This is a genomic window from Tropicimonas omnivorans, assembly GCF_031846565.1.
Taxonomy (GTDB): Bacteria; Pseudomonadota; Alphaproteobacteria; order Rhodobacterales; family Rhodobacteraceae; genus Tropicimonas_B; species Tropicimonas_B omnivorans.
Genome location: NZ_JAVRHL010000001.1, coordinates 379,338 through 402,530 on the forward strand (window position 1 = coordinate 379,338; position 23,193 = coordinate 402,530).

Annotated in this window: 18 protein-coding genes; 9 read left to right on the forward strand and 9 right to left on the reverse strand. The window is 67.9% G+C overall.

Features of this window, described 5'->3' with window-relative positions:
• The first annotated feature begins 5 nt into the window (after window positions 1-5).
• The 3 genes from RM543_RS01935 (at window position 6) to RM543_RS01945 (ending at window position 1,915) form a co-directional block, all read left to right on the forward strand.
• Window positions 6-377 carry an I78 family peptidase inhibitor gene (locus RM543_RS01935; RefSeq protein ID WP_311689101.1) on the forward strand — a complete coding sequence of 124 codons (372 nt, stop codon included), beginning with the start codon at window positions 6-8 and terminating at the stop codon, window positions 375-377.
• Window positions 378-451: 74 nt separating this feature from the next.
• The gene (locus tag RM543_RS01940; RefSeq protein ID WP_311689103.1) at window positions 452-1,162 is read left to right on the forward strand and encodes a hypothetical protein; all 711 of its coding nucleotides are present in this window, start codon (window positions 452-454) and stop codon (window positions 1,160-1,162) included.
• Window positions 1,163-1,246: 84 nt separating this feature from the next.
• Window positions 1,247-1,915, forward strand: a complete 669-nt coding sequence (locus RM543_RS01945; RefSeq protein WP_311689104.1) for a hypothetical protein — start codon at window positions 1,247-1,249, stop codon at window positions 1,913-1,915.
• Between the two features lie 3 nt (window positions 1,916-1,918).
• Here the strand turns inward: RM543_RS01945 and RM543_RS01950 are convergent, their stop codons facing one another.
• The 9 genes from RM543_RS01950 to RM543_RS01990 all read right to left on the reverse strand — a co-directional run bounded on the left by RM543_RS01950 (window position 1,919) and on the right by RM543_RS01990 (window position 14,934).
• Window positions 1,919-3,166: a lytic murein transglycosylase gene (locus tag RM543_RS01950; protein WP_311689106.1), complete on the reverse strand. Its 1,248-nt coding sequence runs from the start codon at window positions 3,164-3,166 to the stop codon at window positions 1,919-1,921.
• Window positions 3,167-3,422: 256 nt separating this feature from the next.
• Entirely contained in the window at window positions 3,423-4,442 is a 1,020-nt protein-coding gene (locus RM543_RS01955; RefSeq protein WP_311689108.1) for a hypothetical protein, read from the reverse strand.
• 5 nt (window positions 4,443-4,447) lie between these two features.
• Entirely contained in the window at window positions 4,448-5,539 is a 1,092-nt protein-coding gene (locus RM543_RS01960) for a PAAR domain-containing protein (protein WP_311689110.1), read from the reverse strand.
• A 75-nt stretch (window positions 5,540-5,614) separates the two neighbouring features.
• Window positions 5,615-7,909, reverse strand: a complete 2,295-nt coding sequence (rnr, locus tag RM543_RS01965) for a ribonuclease R (RefSeq protein WP_311689112.1) — start codon at window positions 7,907-7,909, stop codon at window positions 5,615-5,617.
• Window positions 7,910-8,155: 246 nt separating this feature from the next.
• Window positions 8,156-10,645 carry a mechanosensitive ion channel domain-containing protein gene (locus tag RM543_RS01970; protein WP_311689114.1) on the reverse strand — a complete coding sequence of 830 codons (2,490 nt, stop codon included), beginning with the start codon at window positions 10,643-10,645 and terminating at the stop codon, window positions 8,156-8,158.
• A 118-nt stretch (window positions 10,646-10,763) separates the two neighbouring features.
• The gene (locus RM543_RS01975) at window positions 10,764-11,624 is read right to left on the reverse strand and encodes an NAD(P)-dependent oxidoreductase (RefSeq protein WP_311689116.1); all 861 of its coding nucleotides are present in this window, start codon (window positions 11,622-11,624) and stop codon (window positions 10,764-10,766) included.
• A 37-nt stretch (window positions 11,625-11,661) separates the two neighbouring features.
• A complete protein-coding gene (gene tcuB / locus RM543_RS01980) occupies window positions 11,662-12,831 on the reverse strand; it encodes a tricarballylate utilization 4Fe-4S protein TcuB (protein ID WP_311689118.1) in 1,170 nt (389 codons plus the stop codon).
• Window positions 12,821-14,224: an FAD-dependent tricarballylate dehydrogenase TcuA gene (gene tcuA, locus RM543_RS01985; protein ID WP_311689120.1), complete on the reverse strand. Its 1,404-nt coding sequence runs from the start codon at window positions 14,222-14,224 to the stop codon at window positions 12,821-12,823. Before tcuA ends, tcuB begins: the two co-directional genes overlap by 11 nt.
• The gene (locus RM543_RS01990; RefSeq protein ID WP_311689122.1) at window positions 14,221-14,934 is read right to left on the reverse strand and encodes a GntR family transcriptional regulator; all 714 of its coding nucleotides are present in this window, start codon (window positions 14,932-14,934) and stop codon (window positions 14,221-14,223) included. Before RM543_RS01990 ends, tcuA begins: the two co-directional genes overlap by 4 nt.
• Before the next feature lie 28 nt (window positions 14,935-14,962).
• On the opposite strand from RM543_RS01990, the gene RM543_RS01995 reads away from it, so the two are divergent.
• The 6 genes from RM543_RS01995 (at window position 14,963) to RM543_RS02020 (ending at window position 23,177) form a co-directional block, all read left to right on the forward strand.
• Entirely contained in the window at window positions 14,963-16,063 is a 1,101-nt protein-coding gene (locus RM543_RS01995) for an AbrB family transcriptional regulator (RefSeq protein WP_311689124.1), read from the forward strand.
• Window positions 16,064-16,218: 155 nt separating this feature from the next.
• Window positions 16,219-17,313: a tricarboxylate transporter gene (locus tag RM543_RS02000; protein ID WP_311689126.1), complete on the forward strand. Its 1,095-nt coding sequence runs from the start codon at window positions 16,219-16,221 to the stop codon at window positions 17,311-17,313.
• Between the two features lie 99 nt (window positions 17,314-17,412).
• Window positions 17,413-19,425, forward strand: coding sequence for a tripartite tricarboxylate transporter permease (locus RM543_RS02005; RefSeq protein WP_311689128.1), 2,013 nt, complete (start codon window positions 17,413-17,415; stop codon window positions 19,423-19,425).
• Between the two features lie 13 nt (window positions 19,426-19,438).
• Window positions 19,439-20,533 carry a 4-oxalomesaconate tautomerase gene (locus RM543_RS02010; RefSeq protein WP_311689130.1) on the forward strand — a complete coding sequence of 365 codons (1,095 nt, stop codon included), beginning with the start codon at window positions 19,439-19,441 and terminating at the stop codon, window positions 20,531-20,533.
• Window positions 20,530-22,203 carry a thiamine pyrophosphate-binding protein gene (locus RM543_RS02015; protein WP_311689132.1) on the forward strand — a complete coding sequence of 558 codons (1,674 nt, stop codon included), beginning with the start codon at window positions 20,530-20,532 and terminating at the stop codon, window positions 22,201-22,203. The genes RM543_RS02010 and RM543_RS02015 overlap by 4 nt, the downstream gene beginning before the upstream one ends.
• Window positions 22,200-23,177, forward strand: coding sequence for a D-2-hydroxyacid dehydrogenase family protein (locus RM543_RS02020; RefSeq protein ID WP_311689134.1), 978 nt, complete (start codon window positions 22,200-22,202; stop codon window positions 23,175-23,177). The genes RM543_RS02015 and RM543_RS02020 overlap by 4 nt, the downstream gene beginning before the upstream one ends.
• The last annotated feature ends 16 nt before the right edge of the window (window positions 23,178-23,193 follow it).

Consider the following 23,193-nt stretch of genomic DNA (forward strand, 5'->3'; position numbering starts at 1 on the left):
CACGAATGAGACGCTGCGCACTACCCATCGTGATCGCTTCCACCGCGATCCTCGGGGCCTGCACATCCTCGATCATCGACGAGGGGTCGGACATGCCCCCTTCCGGATCGACCTTCGACCCCGCGACGCCGCCGGCGACGGGAAGCGGCATCGACCAGTCCCGCAGCGGCCTCGAAACGCGGGAACCGGATACCTGCCAGATCGACGAGTTCAGGGGCTTCACCGGACAGCCGGCAACCGTGGCGGAGTCCGCTGTGTCCGGGCGCCCGGTCCGCGTGATCCCGCCGGATGCCATCGTGACGCAGGAATACCTGCCCCGCCGTGTGAACTTCTTCACCGATGGCGCGGGAACCGTGGTGCGCGTCACGTGCGGCTGATCCCGCCGGCGAAAGGCCGGGAGCCGCGTCCGCGCGGCCTTGCCCCCGGCCAGCGTGCGGATAGGCTCCGCGAAATGAAACACACCACACTCCGCCAGTTCCTCGCCGCGCTCGCCGTCGCTGCGACTGCCCTCCCGGCCGTCGCCCAGCAGACGGAACGTCCGCCGCGCCCGGAATTCCTGTCCGCCATGGGGCTCCTCGAGACCGATCGGACCGAGATCAGGGACGCCGTCAGCGATCTCGACGTGGACCAGCCGTTCGCGCTCGAGGTGCCGAGGGCCGAGGGCGTCGTGGTGCAGGACGACCCCGGACCGGCCCGGCTCTTCGCGGTCAATTTCCTCACCGAAGATGGCGTCTTCATCGAAAGCCTCTCGATCACCGGCGCCGAGATCGAGGCGGAGGACGAGGACGGGCGCCAGTTCGCCCTCGCGAACCTTCTCGTCCTGCGCAGCTTTCCGGCCCTTCGGGACGTGTTCCCGGATGCCGAGATCCTGGCGTTCGGCCCTGCCGAATTCGAAGGGTTCGATGCGGTGCAGATGGTGGGACGATTCACCGAGCCGCAGGCGGGGGAGATCCTGTTCCGCCATGTCGGTCTCATGAAGCCGGACGGCACCGATGCGCTGGTCGCGATCTCGAACATCCGCCCGGCGATGATGCCGGTGGCGAATGACGAGCAGTTCGCGGATACCTATAGCGGGTGGACCCTGGGGACGCTGGAATTCCTCGCCCCGGGTCCCGATGAAGAGACGGACGACGCCCCCGAAGACGGAACGGACACGGACTGAGGGCAGACTGACGGCGGACTGGCGCCGAATCGCCCCCCGGATTAACGTGGGGTCGAGCGATTTGAACGAAGGTCATTCTCCCCGATGCAACTCCGCGCCACCGCCCTCGCCGCAGGCCTCGCGGCCTGCCTCGTCACCGCCGCGGCCACCGCGCAGGAGGCGACCTTCGATCCCGCCAGCCTCGCGGGCGACGATACGCTCCGGCAAGAGACGTTCACCGCCGACGCCGCACTGGCGGAGTCGACTGGCCGAGATATCCCGGTGCCGTTCACGCTCGAGGTTCCCGTCTCGGACAGGTTCCTCACGCTGATCGACAGCGCCCCGTCCGGCGGCGTCGTGAAGATCAGCTTCGCCCTTGGCGGAGAAGAAGGTCGGGTGCGCCTTCTCGAGAATCTCAACATCCTCACCGCGACGCTGCCGGAGGCGGAGGACGGCGCCGGAACCGGGCTTCTCGACCGGCTCCTGACGCAGGACGCCTTTCCCCTCGCGGTTCAGGATTTTCCGGAGGCGAAGCAGATCACCCTCGAGGATGTCGAGATCGGAGGCACCGCCGGGCGTCAGCTCATCGGAACCTACCGGATCCCCTCCCTCGGGCTCATGTACCTGAGGCTCGTCGCCCTGCCGGACGCGGAAGCACAGAATGCGCTGGTCGCCATCGTCAACATCGACGCCCAGCGCGTTCAACTCGCTTCCACGAGCGATCTGGAGAGCACGATCACCGGCCGTGCCCTCGAGAGCCTGTCGCTCCAGTAGTCCTCAGCGCAGCTTCGCCAGGACCGCGGCGGAGGCGAACCCGTCCGGCGCCAGGCCGACGGAGCGTTGCCATTGGCGGATCGCGGCGGTCGTGTCCGGCCCGATCTTCCCGTCGACACCGCCGGTGGAAAAGCCGGCCAGCGTCAACCGTTCCTGGAGTTCCTTGCGCTCGGTGAAGGCCAGCGGGCGCTCCCCCCGCGGCCAGGCACCCCGGATCGGCCCAGCGCCCGCGATGCGGTCGGAAAGGTGGCCCACGCCGATCACGTAGGCGTCGGCGGAGTTGTAGCGCTCGATGACGCGGAAGTTGTCGAAGATCATCAGGGCGGGACCGTTGATGCCCGCCGGGATGAGGATGGACGACTGCCCGTGATCCGGGACCGTGCCGCCCGCGACGGACCGCACGCCGAGCCGCGCCCAGTCGGACGGTCGCCGCTTCGTCTCCTTCCCCGTCAGCGCGGCGTCGAAGCCCTGCGGAAGGACCACTTCGACGGCCCAGGGCTGGCCCCGGTTCCAGCCGTGCTTTGCGAGATAGTTCGCGGTCGAGGCGAGAGCGTCGGTCGGATCGTCGGACCAGATGTCCCGCCGGCCGTCGCCCCTGAAGTCCACGGCGTAATCGAGATAGGAGGTCGGCATGAACTGCGTATGTCCCATCGCACCGGCCCAGCTGCCGGTCATGGAGCGCGGCGCCACGTCTCCCGACTGCAGAATCTTCAGAGCGGCGATGAGCTGCGCCTCGAAGAACTCGCCCCGCCGTCCGTCATAGGCGAGGGTGGACAGGGAGCTGACGATGTCCGACGAGCCGCGCATTGCGCCGTAGGCGCTTTCCATGCCCCAGACCGCCGTGACGACCTCGGCCGGAACGCCGTATCGCGCCTCGATCGCGGAGAGGGTCCCCTGGTGCCGGGCCAGCGCATCGCGGCCGTTCGCGATGCGGGCGGTGCTGACCGCTCCGTCGAGATACTCCCAGATCGCCTTGTGGAACTCGGCCTGGCTGCGGTCCCGCCGGATCGCATCCTCATCGTAGGTCACGCCGGCAAAGGCGCGGGACAGGGTCTCGCCCCGGATGCCCTGGTTCTGCGCCCGTGCGGTGAAGCCCGAAATCCACTGGTCGAATCCCGCGTTGCGGGTCGGTTGAATGCTCACAGGCCCTCCGGCTGGCCGGGCACCCGGCCGTATCGACGTCTCCACCGGTCCGGCGCAGCCCATCGGCCCGAAGGCCACGCCCGCCAGTATGAATCCCGTCGCCATCATTCTTTTCATGTCTCTGCCCTCGTTATTGTCACTGCTCGTGCAGCGTGTTTTTCGGCGAGGATACGCATCGAAGGGCTTTCGCGGAAGGAGACCCGTGCAGCGGCGGGGCAAAACTCGCGAAGCTGTGAGAATGGTTAAGGGCCGGGAGGTCCCGTGGGGGGCCACGGCCCCGGGGGCGACAGACGCGCCGGCTGCCGGCGGGGGTATTTGAAGAAAGATGAACGGGCGGAGGGCGCCCGCATGGGCAGTGCGGCGCTCATCGCGCCGGCTGCATCTCCTCCACCAGCACTTCGAAGGCGCGGCGGGCGATGGCGAAGCCCTGGGGACTCGTATCCTGCGAGGGAGCGACGAGGATGGCGGCGGCAGAGACATCCGGGGTCTCGATCCGTCCCGTCACGAGCGTCACCATGGCATCCCCCTGCTGGCCGATGCCCTGCCGGGAGATGACGTTCATCACCGATCTCGGCACCGCGATGTAGGCGTCGTCCATTCTCTTCACGTCGATCCGGGCACCGATCCGGTCCAGCGCCGCGTCCTCGATCTCTTCCGACGCATCGCATCCGGGCGCCGAGACGACGAGGATGGAGCCGGCCCCGGCATTGTCGAGAAGAAGCCCGGATCCCCCCTCGGGCGCGTCGGGGATCTCGCTCTCCTCCCATGAAGACGGAAACGGGAAGACGAGGGGAACCCGCCCGGGCAGCGCCTTCATGTCGAACGGCTCGGCAAAACGCTCCTTCGTGGCCCGGCTGAGCGCAAAGCTCTGGATTGCTGCGAGAAGGACGTTCTGGACGAAGTTTGCCGCGCCCGCATCCTCCGCCCGGATCCGTGCCTCGATGACGAAAAGGCGAGGCCCATCCTTGATCGTCATGAACCGGCGCACGCCTTTGACATCCCTGTCGGTGGCATGGGTCAGCGCGTCGATCAGGATGCCGTACTCGGTTTTCCAGGTGCGGGCCTCGACGATGCCCTGACCGCCCAGCTCCAGCCACCCGTCGGCCCAGTCCACCGGGTTCACCTCCCGGGTCAGGACGGTGGCGAAGATGCAGAGTTCGATCTGGCGCCCGGCATCGGGACTGGCATGAAGCAGGAGGCGGGGGGAGAGATCGGGCGAGGGCGCTTCCTCGGGATAGGTGCTGATGTCCCAGTTGGCCGGCACGTTCACCGTGAAGCCGAATTCGGGGGCACCGGGATTGACGTAAGGCACCTGAACGAGGGTGCCCCGGAGCTGATCCGCCGGGATCGTGAGGGATGTCAGGAAGGGAACCGGGATATCCATTGGCGTCAGATGGGCCTGTTGCCGCGATCCGTGTAGGGCTTGCCTTCAGACACGTCCCCCGAGATGCCGACCCCGGCGCCGACCTTCACCTCGCCCGTGCCGCCGGTATGGACGCGCCCCGTCTCCTTGTTCTGCACCGCCCAGCCGCCGACCTCGCCGCCCGCCGTTACGAGCGCGCCGCTGGCCTTCGTGCGCTCGCTGACCGTCGTATCCTCGGTGACGGCGACGTTCTTCTCCTCGTAAATATCGCCCGAGACGACCTCCGCCGCCGCCTTTCCCCGCGCACCGATGCCGGTGTAGTAGCCGCCCTCGCCGAGGACCGCCTGCCCGTGCGCCTCGGCTTGAAAGGCATTCCCCGCGACACCGACCTCGAAGGCCGGGTTGTTCGGATCGCTGCCGATGAAGCCGCCCGCGGTGCCCTTCGCGGCCGCGATCCCGGCCTTGCCCTCGATGTCAGCGCCGTGGACGATGCCGCCCTTGAGACTGACCTCGACCGGAACCGCCTGGTACTTTCCGGCCAGACCGACGCCGCCGATGATCGGCACATCGACGTGGCCGACGCCGTCGAGCTCGACCCAGACGAACTCGAACTTGCCCGAGAACTTGCCGAGCCAGCCCTCGGCCTTCGCCTCCGATGTCCACTTCACCGAACCGATCTTCAGCCAGTCGTTCTTGAAGATCTCGATCTCGAAATCGTCGTCGTCATCGTTGAAGGTCTCGAGCTTCTTCAGGACGATGTCCCTCAGCTGCCGCAGCATCCAGGTCGACAGGAGGCCGAGCGTTCCGGGGAAGGAGATGCCCATGACGCCGATGAGGACGGTGGGCTCCCCCTTCGCGATCACGCCGAGCTTGACGACGGGATCGAACATCCGCGCGGCGGGCAGCTTGCCGACGAGGACGGTGGGCGAGCCGAAGACGATGACGTCCGAGCCGGTGGGCAGGGGCGGGATGCACAGGAGCCGGTCGGTCATCCGCGCCTGCGGAAGCTTCGCCGTCAGGACGGTGGGGCAGCAGGGCGGCAGGATCGGGCCGGCGGGAGCGGGGCACAGCGCGCAGACATGCGTGTCCGTCATCCGGGCAGCGGGAAAATTGAGCATCGACAAATCGTCCTCTGAATACCCCGATTAGAGGCAGACGGTGGACGTTGCGTCAAGCTCGGTGAAAGGTCGGGCCTACTTGCGCTTGCGGACGACCTTCCGGGCGCTCTTCTTCTTGGTCGCGTCGCTGCGGGCCTTGGCCTGACCGGGCTTGCGCCGCACCGGGCCTCCGCCGGGTTTGCCGCGTCGCTTGGATCCGCGGCCGGGACGCGCTCCGCCGCCCATGCCTTCGCCCTCGATCTCGAGGAGCTCCAGCATCAGGCCGCCGGTGATCGGCACCGCCTCCACCAGCCGCGCGAGGACACGCTGCCCCAGGGCGATCTCCCGGCCGCTGTCGGCGCCCATCAGCGTCTGCGTTTCGGGATCGTGGTGGAAGAACTCGTTGCCGAGGGACCGGATCGGCACCAGCCCGTCCGCCCCGCTCTCGTCCAGCTTCACGAAGACGCCGAAGCGCGCGATGCCGCTGATCCGCCCGGCCTCCTCGGTGCCGACGCGGTCCGAAAGATAGGCCGCCAGGTAGCGGTCGATCGTGTCCCGCTCGGCCGCCATCGAGCGTCGCTCGGTATCCGAGATGTGTTTCGCGGTCGCCTCGATCTCCTCGATCTCGCTCTCCGACAAACCGTCATTGCCCCAGCCATGCGCCGTGATGAGCGCGCGGTGGACAATGAGATCCGCGTAACGGCGGATGGGCGAGGTGAAGTGGGCGTAGGTTTTCAGGGCAAGGCCGAAATGGCCGAAGTTCTGCGGCGCGTAATAGGCCTGCGTCATGGAGCGCAGGGTGGAGAGGTTGATCAGCTCGGCCGTGTCGCTACCGGCCGCCTGCTCGAGAAGGCGGTTCAGATCCGCGGTGCGCAGGACCTGGCCCTTCGCGAGACCGTAGCCGGACGCCTTCGCCACCTCGCGCAGGGCTTCGAGCTTCTCGGGCGACGGCTCTTCGTGGACCCGGAACAGAAGCGGCGTCTTCTTCTCCGTCAGCGTCTCGCCGGCAGCGACGTTTGCCGCGACCATGAACTCCTCGATGAGCTTGTGTGCGTCGAGCCGGTCCCGGAAGGCGACGGACTGCACCTGCCCGTCGTCATCGAGGATGATCCGCCGTTCGGGCAGGTCCAGCTCCAGCGGTTGCCGCCGGGCGCGCGCGGTCCTGAGAGCGTCGTAGGCGGCGTAAAGCGGGGCGATCACGTCGTCCATCAGCGGGCCGGCCTTGTCGCCGGGGGCGCCGTCCATCGCCTGCTGCACGTCCTCGTAAGTCAGGGACGCGGCGGAGCGCATGAGGCCCCGGTGGAACGTGTGATCCACCTTCGCGCCACCCGCATCGAAGCGCATGCGGACGGCAATCACGGCGCGGGGGACGCCTTCGTGAAGCGAGCAGAGATCGCCCGAGAGCCGGTCAGGCAACATCGGCACGACGCGGTCGGGGAAGTAGGTGGAGTTGCCGCGGCTTCGTGCCTCCCGGTCGAGCGGGGAGCCCGGACGAACGTAGGCGGCGACATCGGCGATCGCGACCCAGACGACATGGCCGCCCTCGTTCTTCGGATCCTCGTCCGCATGGGCATAGACCGCGTCGTCATGGTCCCGCGCATCGGCGGGGTCGATGGTGACGAGAGGCAGATCCCGGAGATCCTCGCGCCCCTTGAGGCCCTGGGGCTTGGCGGCATCCGCGTATTCCAGAACCTCCTTGGGGAAGACGTTCGGGATCCCGTGCTGATGGATCGCGATGAGGGAGACGGAGCGCGGGGCGGAGGGATCGCCGAGGCGCTGCACGATGCGCGCAGCGGGCAGGCCCATGCGGCCGCGGGGACCGGCCTGCTCCGCCTCGACCAGCTCGCCGTCCTTCGCATCGAGCGCGTGGCCGGGGGAGACGTGCCATTCCTTGTCCGAGCCCTTGTCGATCGGGACGATCCGCCCGCCCTCAGCCCCCTTCCGGTAGATGCCGAGCGTGTGGCGCGGGGAGGCCGCGATCTTGCGGATGAGGCGCGCCTCGTAGCGGTGGTCCTCGTCCTTGACCTCGGTCAGGCGCCCGAGAATCCTGTCCCCCGCGCCAAGAGCGGCATCCGCGGTGCGCGGCAGGTAGAGGATCCGCGGCTCCGGTCCCTCGCCATGCCATTCCATCGGCCGTGCGAAAAGGTCGCCATTCGCATCCGGCGCCATCATCGTCAGCACGGTGACGGGCGGCAGTCCATCGGGGTCGCGGTAGGTCTTGCGGCGTTTCTCGAGCTTGCCCTCGTCCTCGAGCGACTTGAGCAGGCGCTTGAGGTCGATCCGGGCCGCGCCCTTCACGCCGAAGGCCTTGGCGATGTCGCGCTTGGAGGTCTGGGTCGGATGCTCCGAGATCCAGTCCAGAACCTGCGCCTTGGTGGGAAGATCAGACATGGGGATGAGGTAGCACGCCGCCGGGGGGCCGTCGATGCGGGGCGATGCGGGAAGATGGAGACGGGGCTGCCGTCCCGATGCGGGGCGTCCGGCTAACCCGCATCGACGCGCCTGCCTCCCCGACTTGAGCGGGCGGAGTGGATGCGGACGCCCGGTATCTCCGGCCGCCCCCCGCGTCCCGGCTCCCTCCGTCCGTCCCGACGCCTGCCGGGAGCCCTCGGGCGAGCATCGGCGGCTCCAGCGCCCTCAGTCCCGCGCCACGTTGCCGTCGGGCGCTTCGGGGGTCGCGACGTCGGCATCCCGCGGCATCGGGCCGGTCGTCTCGGGCTTCGGGGGCTCCGTCCCCGGCCCGCGGCCCGATCCGTGCTCCATGACGACGTGAACGGGCGGTGCCGCGCCGCGCTGGTCCTCGCCGAAATAGATGGTCTGGTGCGGGAAGGGGATCTCGATGCCGTACCGATCGAAGACGCGCTTGAGAATGGCGTTGTAGGCCCGGCCCGTTTCCCACTGGGATCCCGGCAGCGTCTTGATCCGCGCGCGAACGACGAGGGCGCTGTCCCCGAAGCTGTCGAGGCCCATCATCTCGAGATCGTCGAGGATCAGGTCCGCGAAGTAGGAATCCGCGCGAAGCTCGTCGAAGGCCTCGTGCATCGCGAGCTTCACCTCCTCGACGTCCTCGCGATAGGCGACGCCCATGTCGCACAGGTAATAGCTGAAATCGCGCATGAAGTTGGACACCATGGACGCCGAGCTGAACGGGATCATGTGCACCACGCCGGACAGGTCGCGGAGCGTCACGGATCGCACGGTCAGTTTCTCCACCACGCCGGACACGCCGCCGACGGTTACCACGTCCCCGACATTCATCGCGTTCTCGAACTGGATGAAGACACCGGTGATGATGTCCTCCACCAGCTTCTGCGCACCGAAGGAGATCGCGAGGCCGAGGACACCGGCGGAGGCGAGAAGCGGGCCGATGTTCATGCCGAGCTGCGCCAGCGACACCATCAGCGCGACGATCACGAGGGCAATGGTCGCGCCGTTGCGGAACAGGGTGAGCAGCGTCGTTTCCCGCGGCGTCGGAACGGAGCCGACGAAGGGATTGAGCCGGTAATCCACCCATGACGCGAGCGCGAGCCAGATGGCGCCCGTGATCGCGATCACGATGCCGAAGCTGATGATCCGGCCGATGATCATGACGCCCCGCTCGGACGCGAGGCCGCCGCTGATGTCCACCAGTCCGATCAGGTCCACGACGACGGCTATGACGAGGAGGACCACAACCAGGCGCAGGACCCTGAGGACCATCGGGATCAGCCCGTTCAGCCTCGCCTGAAGCGTCGGAATGCGCCGGGTCAGACCGGCCGGCACGGTCACCCGCCGCCCGATGGTCCGCGTGAGAGCGGTGGAGATCATGAGGCCGATGATCACCGCCGCGACGACGAGGGCGGTGGACCACAGCAGCGGCAGAAGGACGTTGCCCGGCCGCGTCAGCACGATGGCGAGAAGGAACACGAGGTAGATGACGACGGGCCAGTACCAGATGCGGGCCAGCCGTTCGCGCTGCGTGTCGAAATAGCCGCCGTCCTCGGGCGGACTGAAGATCCAGCGCGCCACCTTTCCGCGACGCATCACGACGTAGAAGATCAGGAAGATCACGACGATCGCGCCGAGCACGGTCGAGAGCGCCCGCCCCACGAAGGGGGAGATGGATTCGCTCACCACCGGCACGAGCAGCAATTGCCCGTAGCCCAGGAGGTAGGTCAGCATCTGCACCACGCGCCAGATGCTCGCCACCGCGGCGTCGGACAGGGTGACGAGGCGCAGGTCGGGCGTGCGCGGGGAGAAGGCGAAGCGCCCGACCATGCGGGACATCTCGACCACGGTGAAGGCGCTGATGAAGATCTGCTGAAGCGTCGTGATCGTCTCCGGTCCGCCCTGCTTCAGGAGGATCGCGGTCACGGCGATGGCCGACGCCACCGGGATCGTGACGATATCGAGCAGGGAGGCGATGAGACGCATCCCGAAGGTGCGGGCCCAGCTCGCCTTGTGCGCCTTCGCGGCGAGACGCCGCCTGATCGGCCGCACGAGCATCCGCACGACGAAGAGCGTGCCGTAGGTCAGGGTGAAGAGCAGGCCGAGATCGAGAACCAGCTGCTCCATCAGGGACCGGTCGAAGGCGCGCCATGCAAGGGCGATCGTACGCGGAATGCGCTGCGCGCGATCCGCGAAATCCGAGATGCCCGCCGCCCAGCTTCCCAGGATCCCCTCGGTGAAGCCGACGAACCGCCCGGCGACGCTGGGCGCGCTGTCCGCGGCATCGCCCTCGGCGGCGGGTTCGACGAGGTCGGACGGCTCGCTGGCGTCCGCTGCCGCGGCGGTATCGCCCGGCGCCCCACCTTCGGTCGCCTCCGGAGCGACGTCGAGGCTCGCGGCGTCCTGCGCCTGCTCGAGCTCGGCGATCAGCGCATCGCGGGCGGCATCGTCACGGAGGATGTCGATCAGGGCCTGCGTGGGATTGGCGGCGGTCGCCTCCCCGGCCGGATCGGCGGCGTCGGTGCCACCGGCCTCCCCGGTCTCCACCCCGGTCGCTGGCGCCTCTTCTTCGGGCGCGGCCTCCTCGTCACCGCTCCCGAGGCCGAGCCCGGGCAACGGGAACGGCTGTGCCACCCCGTCATGCGGCGCGGCGAGAGCCGCAAAAAGGATCAGGAGGCCGGAGAAGAGGAAACGAAGCATCGATCGGGCCGCTTGTGGAAAGGTCGGCGCATCGCTGCCACGTCGGCCGCACCGCCTCAAGCCGCCAAGTGCATCCTCACGGTGCTTTCATGTGGAGAGAGGAGAGCGGCCCTGGCCCTCATGCTCCCTTTCGGATCTGCGCCAGAGCGGCGACGGCCTCCTCGAAGGGCAGGTCGGGCAAATCGGTCATCGGGGCCGCGCCCTGCTTGTCCTGCACCTCCGCGATCTGGGCCGCGAGGCCTCCCGTCAGGCCGAGCTCGTCGAGCGTGGCCGCGCTTTCGCGCATTTCGGCGGCGCGGCGGGCGCCGTGGTGGAGGGTGCGCTCGAAGGCATAGGTCGCGTGATCCGGCCAGCCGAGAGCCGGGTAGCTCTTGGACAGCGAAGAGAGGACACGGTCGAAGCAGCCGGACACGGAGGCCGCAAGAAGCGCCTCCACGGTGATCGCCTCCAGCCCCTTCACGAAGAGCGACCGGACCATCTTGATCGCCGTCGCCTCGCCGGGCTCCGTGCCGACGACCTCCGCCGCGAAGCCCGCGGCATCGAGGTCGGCGTGGAGCGTCTCCGCCTCCGGGCCGGCAAGGAATACCGGCGTGGCATGACCGCGGGGATGAACCGGTGCCATCACCGCCATGTCGAGATAGCGCCCGCCGGCCTCGGTGACCTTCTCAGCCGTCTCGCGCTTGCGCCCGGGAGAGACCGAGTTGAGGTCGACGAAGATCTGACCCTGCACCAGGTGCGGCACGGCGGACATCGCGGCGTTCAGGCTCTCGTCCGCCGTCACCGCGGAAAAGACCCAGTCCGCCCCCGACATCGCATCCTCGGGGCTTCCGCCCAGCCGGACGAACCGCGCGGCCATTGCGGCTTCCATGTCATCATCGGTCTTCCGGTCGAAGGCCGAGAAACTGTGATCGCCCGTTTCCCGCAGGGTGTCGGTAAAGGCGCGGGCGGCTTCTCCGAAGCCGATGAATGCGATTCTCATGGGTATGTCGTCTCCTCCTCGATCGTGCTGGCTGCCCTCAGGCGCCCTTGGCCGCGTCCGGCATCGCGGGCGGCTCGGGTGATTGCGGCGGTGCCTTCGGCAGCGGCGCTGGCGCCCGGTCCTGCGCGTCCTTCACCAAAGCGGCGAAGCGATAGAACCCGTGCGCCATCTTGGAGTAGGGCATCAGCAGGAAGAACGCGAGTACCCCGCCGAGGTGCAGCGCGAGGACCCCACCCGTCAGCCCCGTCCCCCGCACCGCGTAGAGCACGAGGCCGGACAGGCCGACGAAGCCCAGAAGCCAGATGAAGCCGTATTCGCCGGAGCGGCGGCCGGGCGTGCCGAGCTCCGGGTCCGACTGGTGCTTGAGCCAGAGCAGGAGGGCGCAGCCGACGGTGAGCAGGATGCCGCCGGGAATGCCGAAGAGCTTCGGGATCGAGACGAGCCCGTAAGGCGCCCTGATGTCGAACAGGTAATGCAGGATCGTGCCGGAGCTGGTGGAGGCGAAGCAGAGGAGGAACCCGTAGAGCACCGCCTGGTGCGCATGACGGCGCGCATCGGTGTAGCGGTCCTCCTTCTCGAAGTTGCAGCCCTGCCCCTGGCCGCCGGACAGGTTCTTCATCCGCCCGGCGCGGCCAGCCGCATGCTTCAGATCGCCCCACTTGACCCGTCGCCCGCCGACCTCGCGCCAGTAGCGCCGGAGGCTGATCGCGATCGCGAAGAGCGGCAGCAGGAAGGCCGGCGCGAAGATCGCCACCATCGCCGAGTGGCCGAGATAGGCGTAGAAGCCTTCACCCTCGCCCGGCAGCGCGGTTATCGCGAGGAACAGAATCGCAAAGCCCGCCACGAACGCCGCCGCGAGAGCGACGCCGCTCTTCTGGAACGTCCGCGCGAGGCCGCCCGGCCAGGCCAGGCGCTCCCAGCTTTCGGTCCGCGCCGCGGCGAGTGCCTTCGGCAGGTTCAGCTCGAACGCATGGGGCGGCGTGTACTGGCACGAATAGTAGCAGCCCCTGCAATTGTGACAGAGGTTCGCGAGCTGCGTGATGTCCCCCTTGGCGAACACCTTGTCCCGCGTGATGGCGGGAAAGACATCGCAGAAGCCCTCGCAGTAGCGACAGGCATTGCAGATCTCCACCTGCCGGCGCGCCTCGGAGGTGGGGTCCGTGGCGATGGCTTCGGGGTCGGTCTGGAGCGTTACGTCAAGCGACATGCTTTGCGGCCTCCTGTCCGGCGATCCGCCCGAAGACGGTGCCAATGGTCATGCCGAATCCGGCGAGATAGCCCTGCCCGAGGATGCTGCCGGCGACCATTTCGCCGGCGCTCCAGAGGTTTTCGTAATAGCCTTCGGGGCCCTTGGCGCGGGCGCGGTGGTCCACCTTCAGACCCAGGTAGGTGAAGGTGACGCCGGGCCGGAGCGAGTAGCCGTAGAACGGCGGCTCCGAAATCGGACGCGCCCAGTTCGTCTTCGGCGGCTCGATGCCGTCCGTGGCGAGACCGTCGAGCTCCTGTGGGCTGAACTCCCCCTCGGAGCAGGCCGCGTTGAAGCGGTCGACGGTGTCCTTCACCTTGTGCGCGGGCAGGCCCATCTTCTGGGCCAGTCCCTCGACCGTGTCCGCCGTTTCGGGCGGGTAGACGGAGGGCATGAAGAGGTCGATCGAGCGGCTGTCGATGATCGAGTAGGCGACCTGATCGGGCTGCGCGGCGACGAGCCGGCCCCAGATCGCGTAGCGCTTGGGCCAGACGTCCTCGCCCTCGTCGTAGAAGCGCTCCCCGTCGCGGTTCACAACCACGGAGAAGGGCACGCAGTCGAGGCGGGTGACGATTCCGCCGTCGAACTTTGGCGCGCGCCCGTCGATGGCGACGGCGTGGCACTGGGTCGGATCGCCGACCGTTTTGGCGCCCTGATCGACCATGTCCTTCAGCACCACGCCCTTGTTGTAGGGTGTGCCCCGGATGAGGAAGTTCCGTGCGCTCTCGCCCCAGGCCCGGGCGAGCCACTCGATATCCGACTGGAAGCCGCCCGAGGCGAGGACCGCGGCCTTTCCCTCGATCCGCAACCGTTCGCCACCGATCTCCACCTCGACATGGGTGAAGCGCGTCCCCTCGATGCCGATGTGGCGCACCTGCGTCTCGTAGACGACGGTGACGCCGAGATCCGCGGCGGTGTTGTAGTATGCGTTCACGAGGGCCTTGCCGCCGCCGAGGAAGAACGCGTTCGTCCGCCCCAGCGACAGGGTGCCGGACAGCGACGGCTGGAAGCGCACGCCGTGGGCCTGCATCCACGGCAGGCACTCCTCGGAGGTGCGGATGGCCATGCGGGCCAGCCCCTCGTCGGTCTTGCCCTTGGTCACCTTGAGCAGATCGTCGAAGAACTCGTCCTCGTCGTAGGTCTCGATCAGGGGGCCGAGGTCGCCGTGATGCATGCAGCGGAAGTTGCGGGTATGCCGCGAATTGCCGCCCCGGTAGTCCTTCGGCGCGCCTTCGAGCATCAGCACGCGCGCGCCCGTCTCGGCGGCCTCGATGGCAGCGCAGAGCGCGGCATTGCCCCCGCCGACGATCACGACGTCCCACGTCGTCTTCGTCAGGTCCGTCGATGTCGTCATTCGCTGTCTCCTTCCGGCGCGGGCACTGGCGATCCGCTGGTGCGCAGGAGCCGTAGCCGGGTCTGCTGCGCGCTCTCCATGTGGGCCCGCATGGTCTCCTCCGCCGCGGCGCCCTGCCCGGCCCGGATCGCGCGGATGACGGCGGCATGCTCGGTCACGGCGGCGCTGGCGCGCTCCGGCACCTCGAGCGTCGAGCGGCCCAGGATCATCAGCGCGCTGTGGACCGAATTGGCCGAGCGCACGAGAAAGCGGTTCCGCGCGGCGAGGATCAGGGCGCGGTGAAAGTCCTGGTTGAGCGCGAAGAGCCTCTGGGCGTCCCCCCTGGCCTCGCGCATCTCCTCGTTGATCGCCTCGAGCTCGGCCAGCTCCACATCGGTCGCGGCGCGGGCGGCGAGCCGTGCGGCGGTGCCTTCGAGCACCGTGCGCATCTCGTAGAGCTCCATCACCTCGGCATAGTCGAGCGTGCGGACGGTGGCCCCGCTCCGCGGCTCGTGAGCGACGAGCCCGTCCGCCTCGAGCCGGCGGATCGCCTCGCGGACGGGTGTGCGCGAGATGCTGAGGCGGCTCGCGATCTCCGTCTCGGTCAGGCGGGCGCCGGGCTTGAGGTCGCCGCGGCGGATCTCGTCCAAGAGCTGCTCATAGGCGTCCTGTCCCTGCAGCCGGCCGATCCTGCTGCGCGGTTCGACCGCGAGGTTGCTGCTTTCCTTCATGGGCACCGTCGTATACAGCGGGATACAAATGCGTCAAGACAAAGCTCAAACCCAGCCTGCCCTGCGCACCGTCCTCTTCCGGCGCGGCGCGACGCTCGCCATGGCCCTTGCCGGCGCGGCGCTCTTCTCGTGGCTCCACCTCCCCCTGCCGTTCCTCTTCGGGCCGATGACGGCCTGTCTCGTCACCGCTCTTCTGGGTGTGCCGCTCTCGCACTTCTCGCTCGTTTCCCGCGGCGCGCGGACGATCCTCGGCGCGGCCGTCGGCGCTTCCATCACGCCAGCGGTGATGCATCAGATCCCCTCGATGCTCGGCTCGGTGATGTTCGTCCCCCTCTTCGTCGCGATCATCGGGGCCGTCGGTGTGCCCTATTTCCGCAAGGTTTGCGGCTTCGACCTGGCGACATCGTATTACGCCGCAATGCCCGGCGGGCTTCAGGACATGGTGCTCTTCGGCGAGGAAGCGGGCGCGGATGTGCGGGCGCTTTCGCTCATCCATGCGACCCGCGTGCTCATCGTCGTGACCATCGTTCCCATCGTGATGACGCAGGCCTTCGATCTGTCGCTTCGGGGCTCGCTCGGGGACAGCGCTTCCGCGATCCCGCCGCTGGAGTTGTTTCTCATGGCGACGGCCTGTCTCGTCGGCTGGCTCGGCGGGCAGCGCCTCGGCCTCTTCGGCGCGCCCATCCTCGGCCCCCTGATCCTGACGGCGGCGCTCTCCCTCGGCGGCATGATCCAGCACCGGCCGCCGAGCGAAGCCATCCTGGCGGCACAATTCTTCATCGGGACGGGCATCGGCGTCGGGTATGTCGGGGTGACGATGCGGGAGTTGCGCAAGGATGTCCTGGCCGGCGTCGTGTTCGTCCTCATCCTCGCGGTGCTGACCTTCGGCATCACCGAGATCGTCGTCCAGCTCGGATTCGCCACGCCCCTCTCCGCGTTCCTGTCCTTCGCGCCCGGCGGGCAGGCGGAGATGGCGGTTCTGGCGATCATCGCGGGCGCGGATCTCGGATTCATCGTCGTCCACCATCTTGCCCGGATCACGCTCATCATTACCGGAGCGCCCATCGTCGCGGCGGCGCTCCGCGTGAAGGAGCGGCGGTCGGCGGCAAGCGAAGGGCATGATCGGTGAGCATGAACGACACCCGTAATTCTGCAGCGCGGCAATGGATTACGACCATCGGCGCGGCCAGACTAGCGCTTGCAAAGCGCACCATGAATGTTTTTCAATGGCATTCGCAAGACGTCGTGCCGGATCGCGCGCGCCGTCACCACAGGGAGAGAGACATGAATTTCCGCAGTATCGTAACCGGCGGCACCGCCGCCCTTCTCGGAGCCGGCTCCGTCGCCTCCATGGCCTCGGCCCAGGACGTATCGCTGAGCGGCGAGACGGTCGAGTACGTCATCCCGTTCTCAGAATCCGGCGGGTCCGCTGCCTGGGCCAACTTCTACGCACCGCGCCTGTCGGGCGCGCTGCCGGGAGAGCCGACCGTCGTCGTGCGGTATCGTCCGGGCGCCGGGTCCACCGAGGGCGCGAACTGGTTCCAGCAGAACCAGGACACGACCGATGGCACGCTCATCTTCGGCACCTCCGGCTCGACCCAGTTTCCGTACCTGCTCGGGGATCCGCGGGTTCGTTATGAGTACAACGACTGGCAGGTCGTCCTCGCGTCCGGCACCGGTGGCGTCGTCTACCTGCCGCCCGAACTCGCCGAGAACTTCGACGGCGACGTCGACGATCTGAAGGACGAGTTCTTCCTCTACGGCTCGCAGGGCGCCACCACGCTCGATCTCGTGCCGCTCCTCGCCTTCGACATGCTCGGCATGATGGTCGATCCGGTCTTCGGCGTGGAAGGACGGGGCGACGGTCGCCTGATGTTCGAGCGCGGCGAAGCCAATATCGACTACCAGACGACGGCTGCCTACCTCTCGAACGTGACGCCTCTGGTCGAGGAAGGCTCCGCGGTTCCGATCTTCACCTGGGGCTCGCTGGATGACGACGGTAACATCGTCCGCGATCCGACCTTCCCGGACATGCCGACCTTCAAGGAAGTCTGCGAAGCGACCGAGGGCTGCGAAACCGAGGGCGTCGCATGGGACGCGTGGAAAGCGTTCTTCATCTCCGGCTTCGCGGCGCAGAAGATGATCTTCCTGCCCGGCGATGCCTCGCAGGAGCTTGTCGATGCCTATAGCGACTCCATCCGCAGCGTGGTGAGCGCGGACGGGTTTGCCGAAGAGGCCGAGGATATCCTCGGATCCTACCCGCAGCAGACCGGCGACGCGGCCCGCAATGCCGCCGAGCAGGCAACCTCGATCACGCCCGAGGCGAAGCAGTACGTCCTCGACTGGCTGCAGGAGAGCTACAACGTCAGCGTGGAATGATCCGCGCGCACTGACCCTGCACCGCCGTCCGGTTCCTGACCGGGCGGCGGTTGTTACGCAGGCCCGCCTGCACACCTGCTTCACCAAGGAGCCCCCCAGGTGGATTTCATTTCTACGACGATCCCGGCCCTTCAGGACGCGTTCAGCCTGATCCTGCAGCCCAACCAGATCATGATGTTGATGGCCGGCGTTCTTCTCGGCCTGTCCATCGGGGTCCTTCCGGGGCTTGGCGGCATCGCCGGCCTCTCCCTCGTCCTTCCGTTCATGTACGGCATGGATCCGGTGTCCGGCCTCGCGGTCATGGTCGGCCTCGTCGCAGTCATCCCGACCTCCGACACCTTCTCCTCGGTCCTTCTGGGCATTCCGGGCTCCTCGGCCTCGCAGGCGACGGTGCTCGACGGGTTTCCACTTTCGAAACAGGGACATGCGGCAAGGGCGCTCTCGGCGGCCTTCTCCTCCTCGCTGTTCGGCGGACTCTTCGGCGCCACGATCCTCACGTTCTTCATCTTCATCGCGCGACCGCTGATCCTCGCCTTCGGCCTGCCCGAAATGCTGATGATCACCGTCCTCGGCCTGTCGATGGTCGCGATCCTCGCCGGCCGCGTGCCGCTGAAGGGGATCGTCGCCGCGGGCCTCGGGCTCATGGTCGGCACCATCGGCGCGGCGCCGGCGGGCGGCAGCCTGCGGATGTCCACTTACGACATCCCCTACCTCGTCGACGGCTTCCAGCTCGTCATCATCGGCCTCGGCATCTACGCGATCCCGGAGATCGTCTCGCTCCTGCGGCAGGACCGGCCCATCTCCGACAGCGGTGAACTGGGCGACGGCTGGATCCAGGGCGTCCAGGACTGGTGGCAGCACAAGTGGCTCTCCATCCGCTGCGCCACGATCGGCGTTCTCGTCGGGACCATTCCGGGCCTCGGCGGCTCCGTGGTGGACTGGCTGGCCTACGGCTCGGCGGTGCAGACCGCCAAGGACCGCTCGATGTTCGGTTCGGGGGATATCCGCGGTGTCATCGCGCCCGAGAGTTCCAACAACGCCAAGGAGGGTGGCGGCCTCGTCCCCACCCTGATCTTCGGCATTCCGGGCTCCGGCTCCATGGCGATCTTCCTCGGCGGCCTCGCGCTCCTGGGAATGACGCCGGGGCCCCAGATGGTCCGCTCCAACCTCGACGTGACCTACACCATCGTCTGGTCCTTGGCCCTCGCCAACGTCTTCGGCGCCGGCCTCTGCATCCTGCTGTCGAAGTACATCGCCCGGCTGACCACGGTGCGCTTCACCGTGGTCGCGCCCTACCTCTTCATGCTGATCGCCTTCGCCGCGTTCCAGTCCCGCCAGTCCACGGCGGACCTCGTCGCGCTGATCGGCATCGGCATCGTCGGCATCCTGCTCCGCCGGTTCGATTACTCCCGCCCGGCCTTCCTCATCGGCTTCGTGCTCGCGAGCCAGTCGGAGATTTTCGTTAACCAAGTGTTCCAGATCGCAGGGGCGCGGTTCCGCAGGGGCGCGGAATACGGGTGGGACTACCTGCTCTCCCCGATTACCATCGGTCTCATCATCATCACGCTGGTGTCCATCGTCGTCGGCATCAAGGCGTCCAAGAACATCCGCGAGAACATCGACAGCCCGACGGGCGGCAAGCGCGCGCCGCTGATCTTCCTCGGCGTGGTCACGCTCTACATCACCTGGGCGTCCATCGATGCGGCCCTCGTGCCGCGCCTCCAGGACCGGGTCTTCCCGCTGACCATCGGTCTCGTGACGCTGGCGGGCTGTATCGTCCTGCTTGTGCGAATGGTACAGAAACCCGCGACGGACGATGCCTTCATCGATCTCGAACAGGGCGAGGACGGGGATGCGCCGCACGGTCTGTGGAGGACGCTGGCGTGGTTCGGCTACCTCCTGGCCGGAACGTTCCTCTTCGGACTGATCATCGCGCTGACCGGGTTCCTGCTGGCCTTCTTCCGCACTCGCGGCGGGTTCAGCTGGATCCGCAGCGCGCTATGTACCGCCCTCGGTCTCTTCTTCATCATCGGCCTCGGCGCCATCCTCGGACGGGACTTCCCGCCGGGACTGCTGCAGAGCTACTTCGATCTCCCCTGGCCATTCACCTGAGGTCCCGACCCCCATGCCCCAAACGGCAATTCCCTTCCACTTCCTGCGCGGCGGCTCGTCGCGCGGGCCCTACTTCAAGCGCTCGGACCTGCCCGAGGACCGCGAGACGCTGAGCGAGGTCCTCATGGCCGCGGTCGGCGCCGGGCATCCGCTGAACATCGACGGCATCGGCGGCGGCAATGCCGTGACCACCAAGGTCGCGATGCTCTCCCGCTCCGAGCGGGACGATTGCGACGTGGACTATTTCTTCGCCCAGGTCGCGGTGGAGAAGCGGGAAGTGGATTACCGCCCGACCTGCGGCAACATCCTCTCGGGCGTCGGCCCGGCCGCGATCGAGATGGGGCTGGTCGAAGCCCGTGACGGCGAGACGACGGTCCGCATCCATGCGGTCAACACCGGCGCACGCATCGAGGCCAAGATCCAGACGCCGGGCGGCCAGGTCCAGTACGAGGGCGATACCGAGATCGCCGGCGTTCCGGGCGCCCACGCGCCCATCGCGCTCGACTTCCTCGACACGGTCGGCTCCGTCACCGGTGCGCTCCTGCCGACCGGCAACCTCCGGGACGAGATCGACAGCATCGAGGTGACCTGCATGGACGTCGCCATGCCGGTGATGATGGCCCGCGCTGACGCGTTCGGCCTGACCGGCCACGAAACGCAGGAAGAGCTCGACGCCAACACGGCCTTCTTCGAACGTGCGGAGGCGATCCGCCTCGAGGCCGGCAAGCGGATGGGCATGGGGGATGTGACGAGCTCCGTCACGCCCAAGATCACGCTTCTCTCTCCGCCGTGCTGGGGCGGAACGGTCACTGCGCGCTATTTCATGCCGTGGTCCTGTCACCCCACGATGGCCGTGACCGGCGCGCAGTGCATCGCCTCCTGCGTGATGACACCCGGAACCGTCGCGGACGGGCTCGGAGAGGGGCTCGGCGGTACATCCCCCGAACTCGTCAAGATCGAGCATCCGATGGGCACGATCGACGTCAACGTCTCCTTCGACAGCGGCGCGGACGGCTTCGAACTCAAATCGGCCGGACTCGTGCGCAGCGCACGGTTGCTGGCGCGGGGCGAGGTCATGGTCCCCGCTTCGATCTGGCGCGGCAGGTGAGCAAGGTCTACGAGATCCTGGCGGAAGTCTTCCGCCGAGAGGACACCCCGGTCTGCTTCTCCCTCCTGGGCGATGCCAACATGAACTGGGCCGGGGCGCTCGCCGCGCGCGGGACGCGCATGATCTACACCCGGCACGAACATGCCGCCGTCGCCGCCGCCACGGCCCATGCGCGGCGGACCGGCCGCACCGGCGTCGCCACGGTGACCTGCGGGCCGGGCCTGTCGCAGATCGTGACCGCCCTGCCCGCCGCCGTCCGCGCGTCCATCCCGCTGGTGATCTTCGCGGGCGAATCCCCGATCGGCGCGGCATGGTACAATCAGGAGCTGGACCAGGGCCCGGTCGTGACCTCCACCGGCGCCGCCTATGTCCCGCTTCACAGCATCAGTCGAATGCCCGAGGCGATCCGGAATGCCTTCGTGCAGGCGCACGAGGAACGGCGGCCCGTGGTCCTCGGCGTGCCCCTCGACCTTCAGTCGCGGGAGTGGCCCGGCGGCGATCTGCCCACGCCCTCCGCGGACATCATCGCCCGGCCGTCCCCGATGCCGCCCAATCCCGATGACGTGACCGCCGCCGCACGGCGCATCGCGAGCGCGAAACGCATCGTCGTCATGGGCGGTCTCGGCGCCGCCTCGTCCGGTGCGTCCGATGCCTGCCGGGCGCTGGCCTCCAAGCTCGGCGCGCTTTTGACGACGACGCTTCCGGCACGGGGGCTGTTCCAGGGCGATCCCTTCTGCGTCGGCATATCCGGCGGCTTTTCCAGCACCCTTGCGCGCGCGCTCTTCGCCGAGGCGGATCTCGTGATCTCCTTCGGCGCGCAGCTGACCTCGCACAATCTCGACAAGGGCAAGCTTTACCCGAACGCCGAGTTTCTGCGCGTCGACACGCGCCCGCAATCGGTCACGCAAGGTCTCGTCCTGCCCGGGACGCACCTGCGCGGGGATGCCAGGCTGACCGCCGAAGCGCTCGTGGAGGCGGTGGAGGAGGCCGGGGGATGGCGAAGTGACCGCCTTGCGGCTGCGATCGGGAGCGCCGTTTGCGACACCGCGACCTTCCCGCAGGATTCGTATCTCGATCCCAGGGACGTGACCTCCGCGCTCGACGCCGCCCTGCCGCAGGACTGGCAGATGGTGAACTCGTCCGGCCACTGCTCCTTCTATACCGCCCACATGCACAGGCCGTTCGAAACGTTCCTGACGATCCGCGAATACGGGGCCATCGGGAACGGCCTGCCCTATGCCATGGGTGCGGCGGCGTCCGACCCGGAGCGCCCCGTCGTCCTCTTCGACGGCGACGGCTCGATCATGATGAACGTGCAGGAGCTGGAAACCATCCGGCGCGAGGGCCTGAAGGTCCTCATCTGCTGCTACAACGATCGCGCCTACGGCTCGGAGATCCACAAGCTGCGGGACGAGGGGCTGCCGGATGACGGGGCGGTGTTCGGCGAGACGGACCTCGCGGCCATCGCCCGCGGCTTCGGTCTCGGCGGGCACCGTGTGGACGATCTGTCGGAGCTGCCGGACCTGATCGAGACGTTCCGCGCGTCAGGTGGCGCCATGCTGCTCGATTTCCACGTCTCGGACCGCATCGCCTCCCCCGTCGTGCGCCGCGCGCATCCCGGGGGACATTGCGGCACCGAACATCCCGTCTCGCTGGAGGGACTGCTGTGAAGATCCATATCCTCGACGACTGGTACGGGGACCTCGCCGGTCTCCCGGCGATGGACATGCTGAAGGACCACGACGTCACGATCTGGTCCGACAAGCCCGAGAGCGAGGACATTCTTGCCGAGCGGCTTCGGGACGCTGAGGTGGTCGTGCTCTTCCGGGACCGCACGCAAGTGACGGAGAGCCTTGCCGCGAAACTTCCGAACACGAAGCTGATCGCGATGCGCGGGAACTACCCGAACGTGGATGTGGACGGGCTGACGAAGCACGGCATCCTCTTCTGCTCTGACATGTCGTCGGGCGGCGCCAACGTCTCCACGGCCGAACTTGCATTCCTCCTCGGCCTCTCCACCCTGCGCTACCTGCCCGAGGCGATAGGATCCGCCCGCGCCGGCAAATGGCAGGGAGACGCCCCGCTCGGGCGCCGCGCCAGCGGCCGCATCTTCGGCCTCTACGGCTACGGCAAGATCGCCAAGGTCGTCGCCGGGTATGCCCGCGCCTTCGGGATGCAGGTGCTCGTCTGGGGAAGCGATGCGGGGCGGGAGCGCGCCCGCGCGGACGGGATCGAGACGGCGGACAGCCGCGAAGCCTTCTTCGGCCGCTGCGACGTGGTGAGCCTGCACGTGCGCCTGACGAAGGAGACCCGCGGGACGATCACGCGCGCCGACCTGATGGCGATGCGCGAGGACGCGATCCTGGTGAATACATCTCGCGCGGCGCTGATCGAACCGGGCGCGCTTCTGGAGACGCTGAACGCAGGCCGGCCGGGCCGCGCCGCGCTCGACGTGTTCGATGCGGAACCCGTGACGAATGCGGCCGATCCTCTGCTCTCGCATCCCAGGGTCATCCCGACGCCGCATGTCGGCTTCATCACCGAGGAGGAGCTGGATGGCCAGTTCTCCACGATCTTCCGCACCGTTCTGGCTTATGGTGCAGGAGAGCCGGACAGCGCGATCAACCCCGAGGTCCTGTCCTGACCGAAGGGCGCCCTTG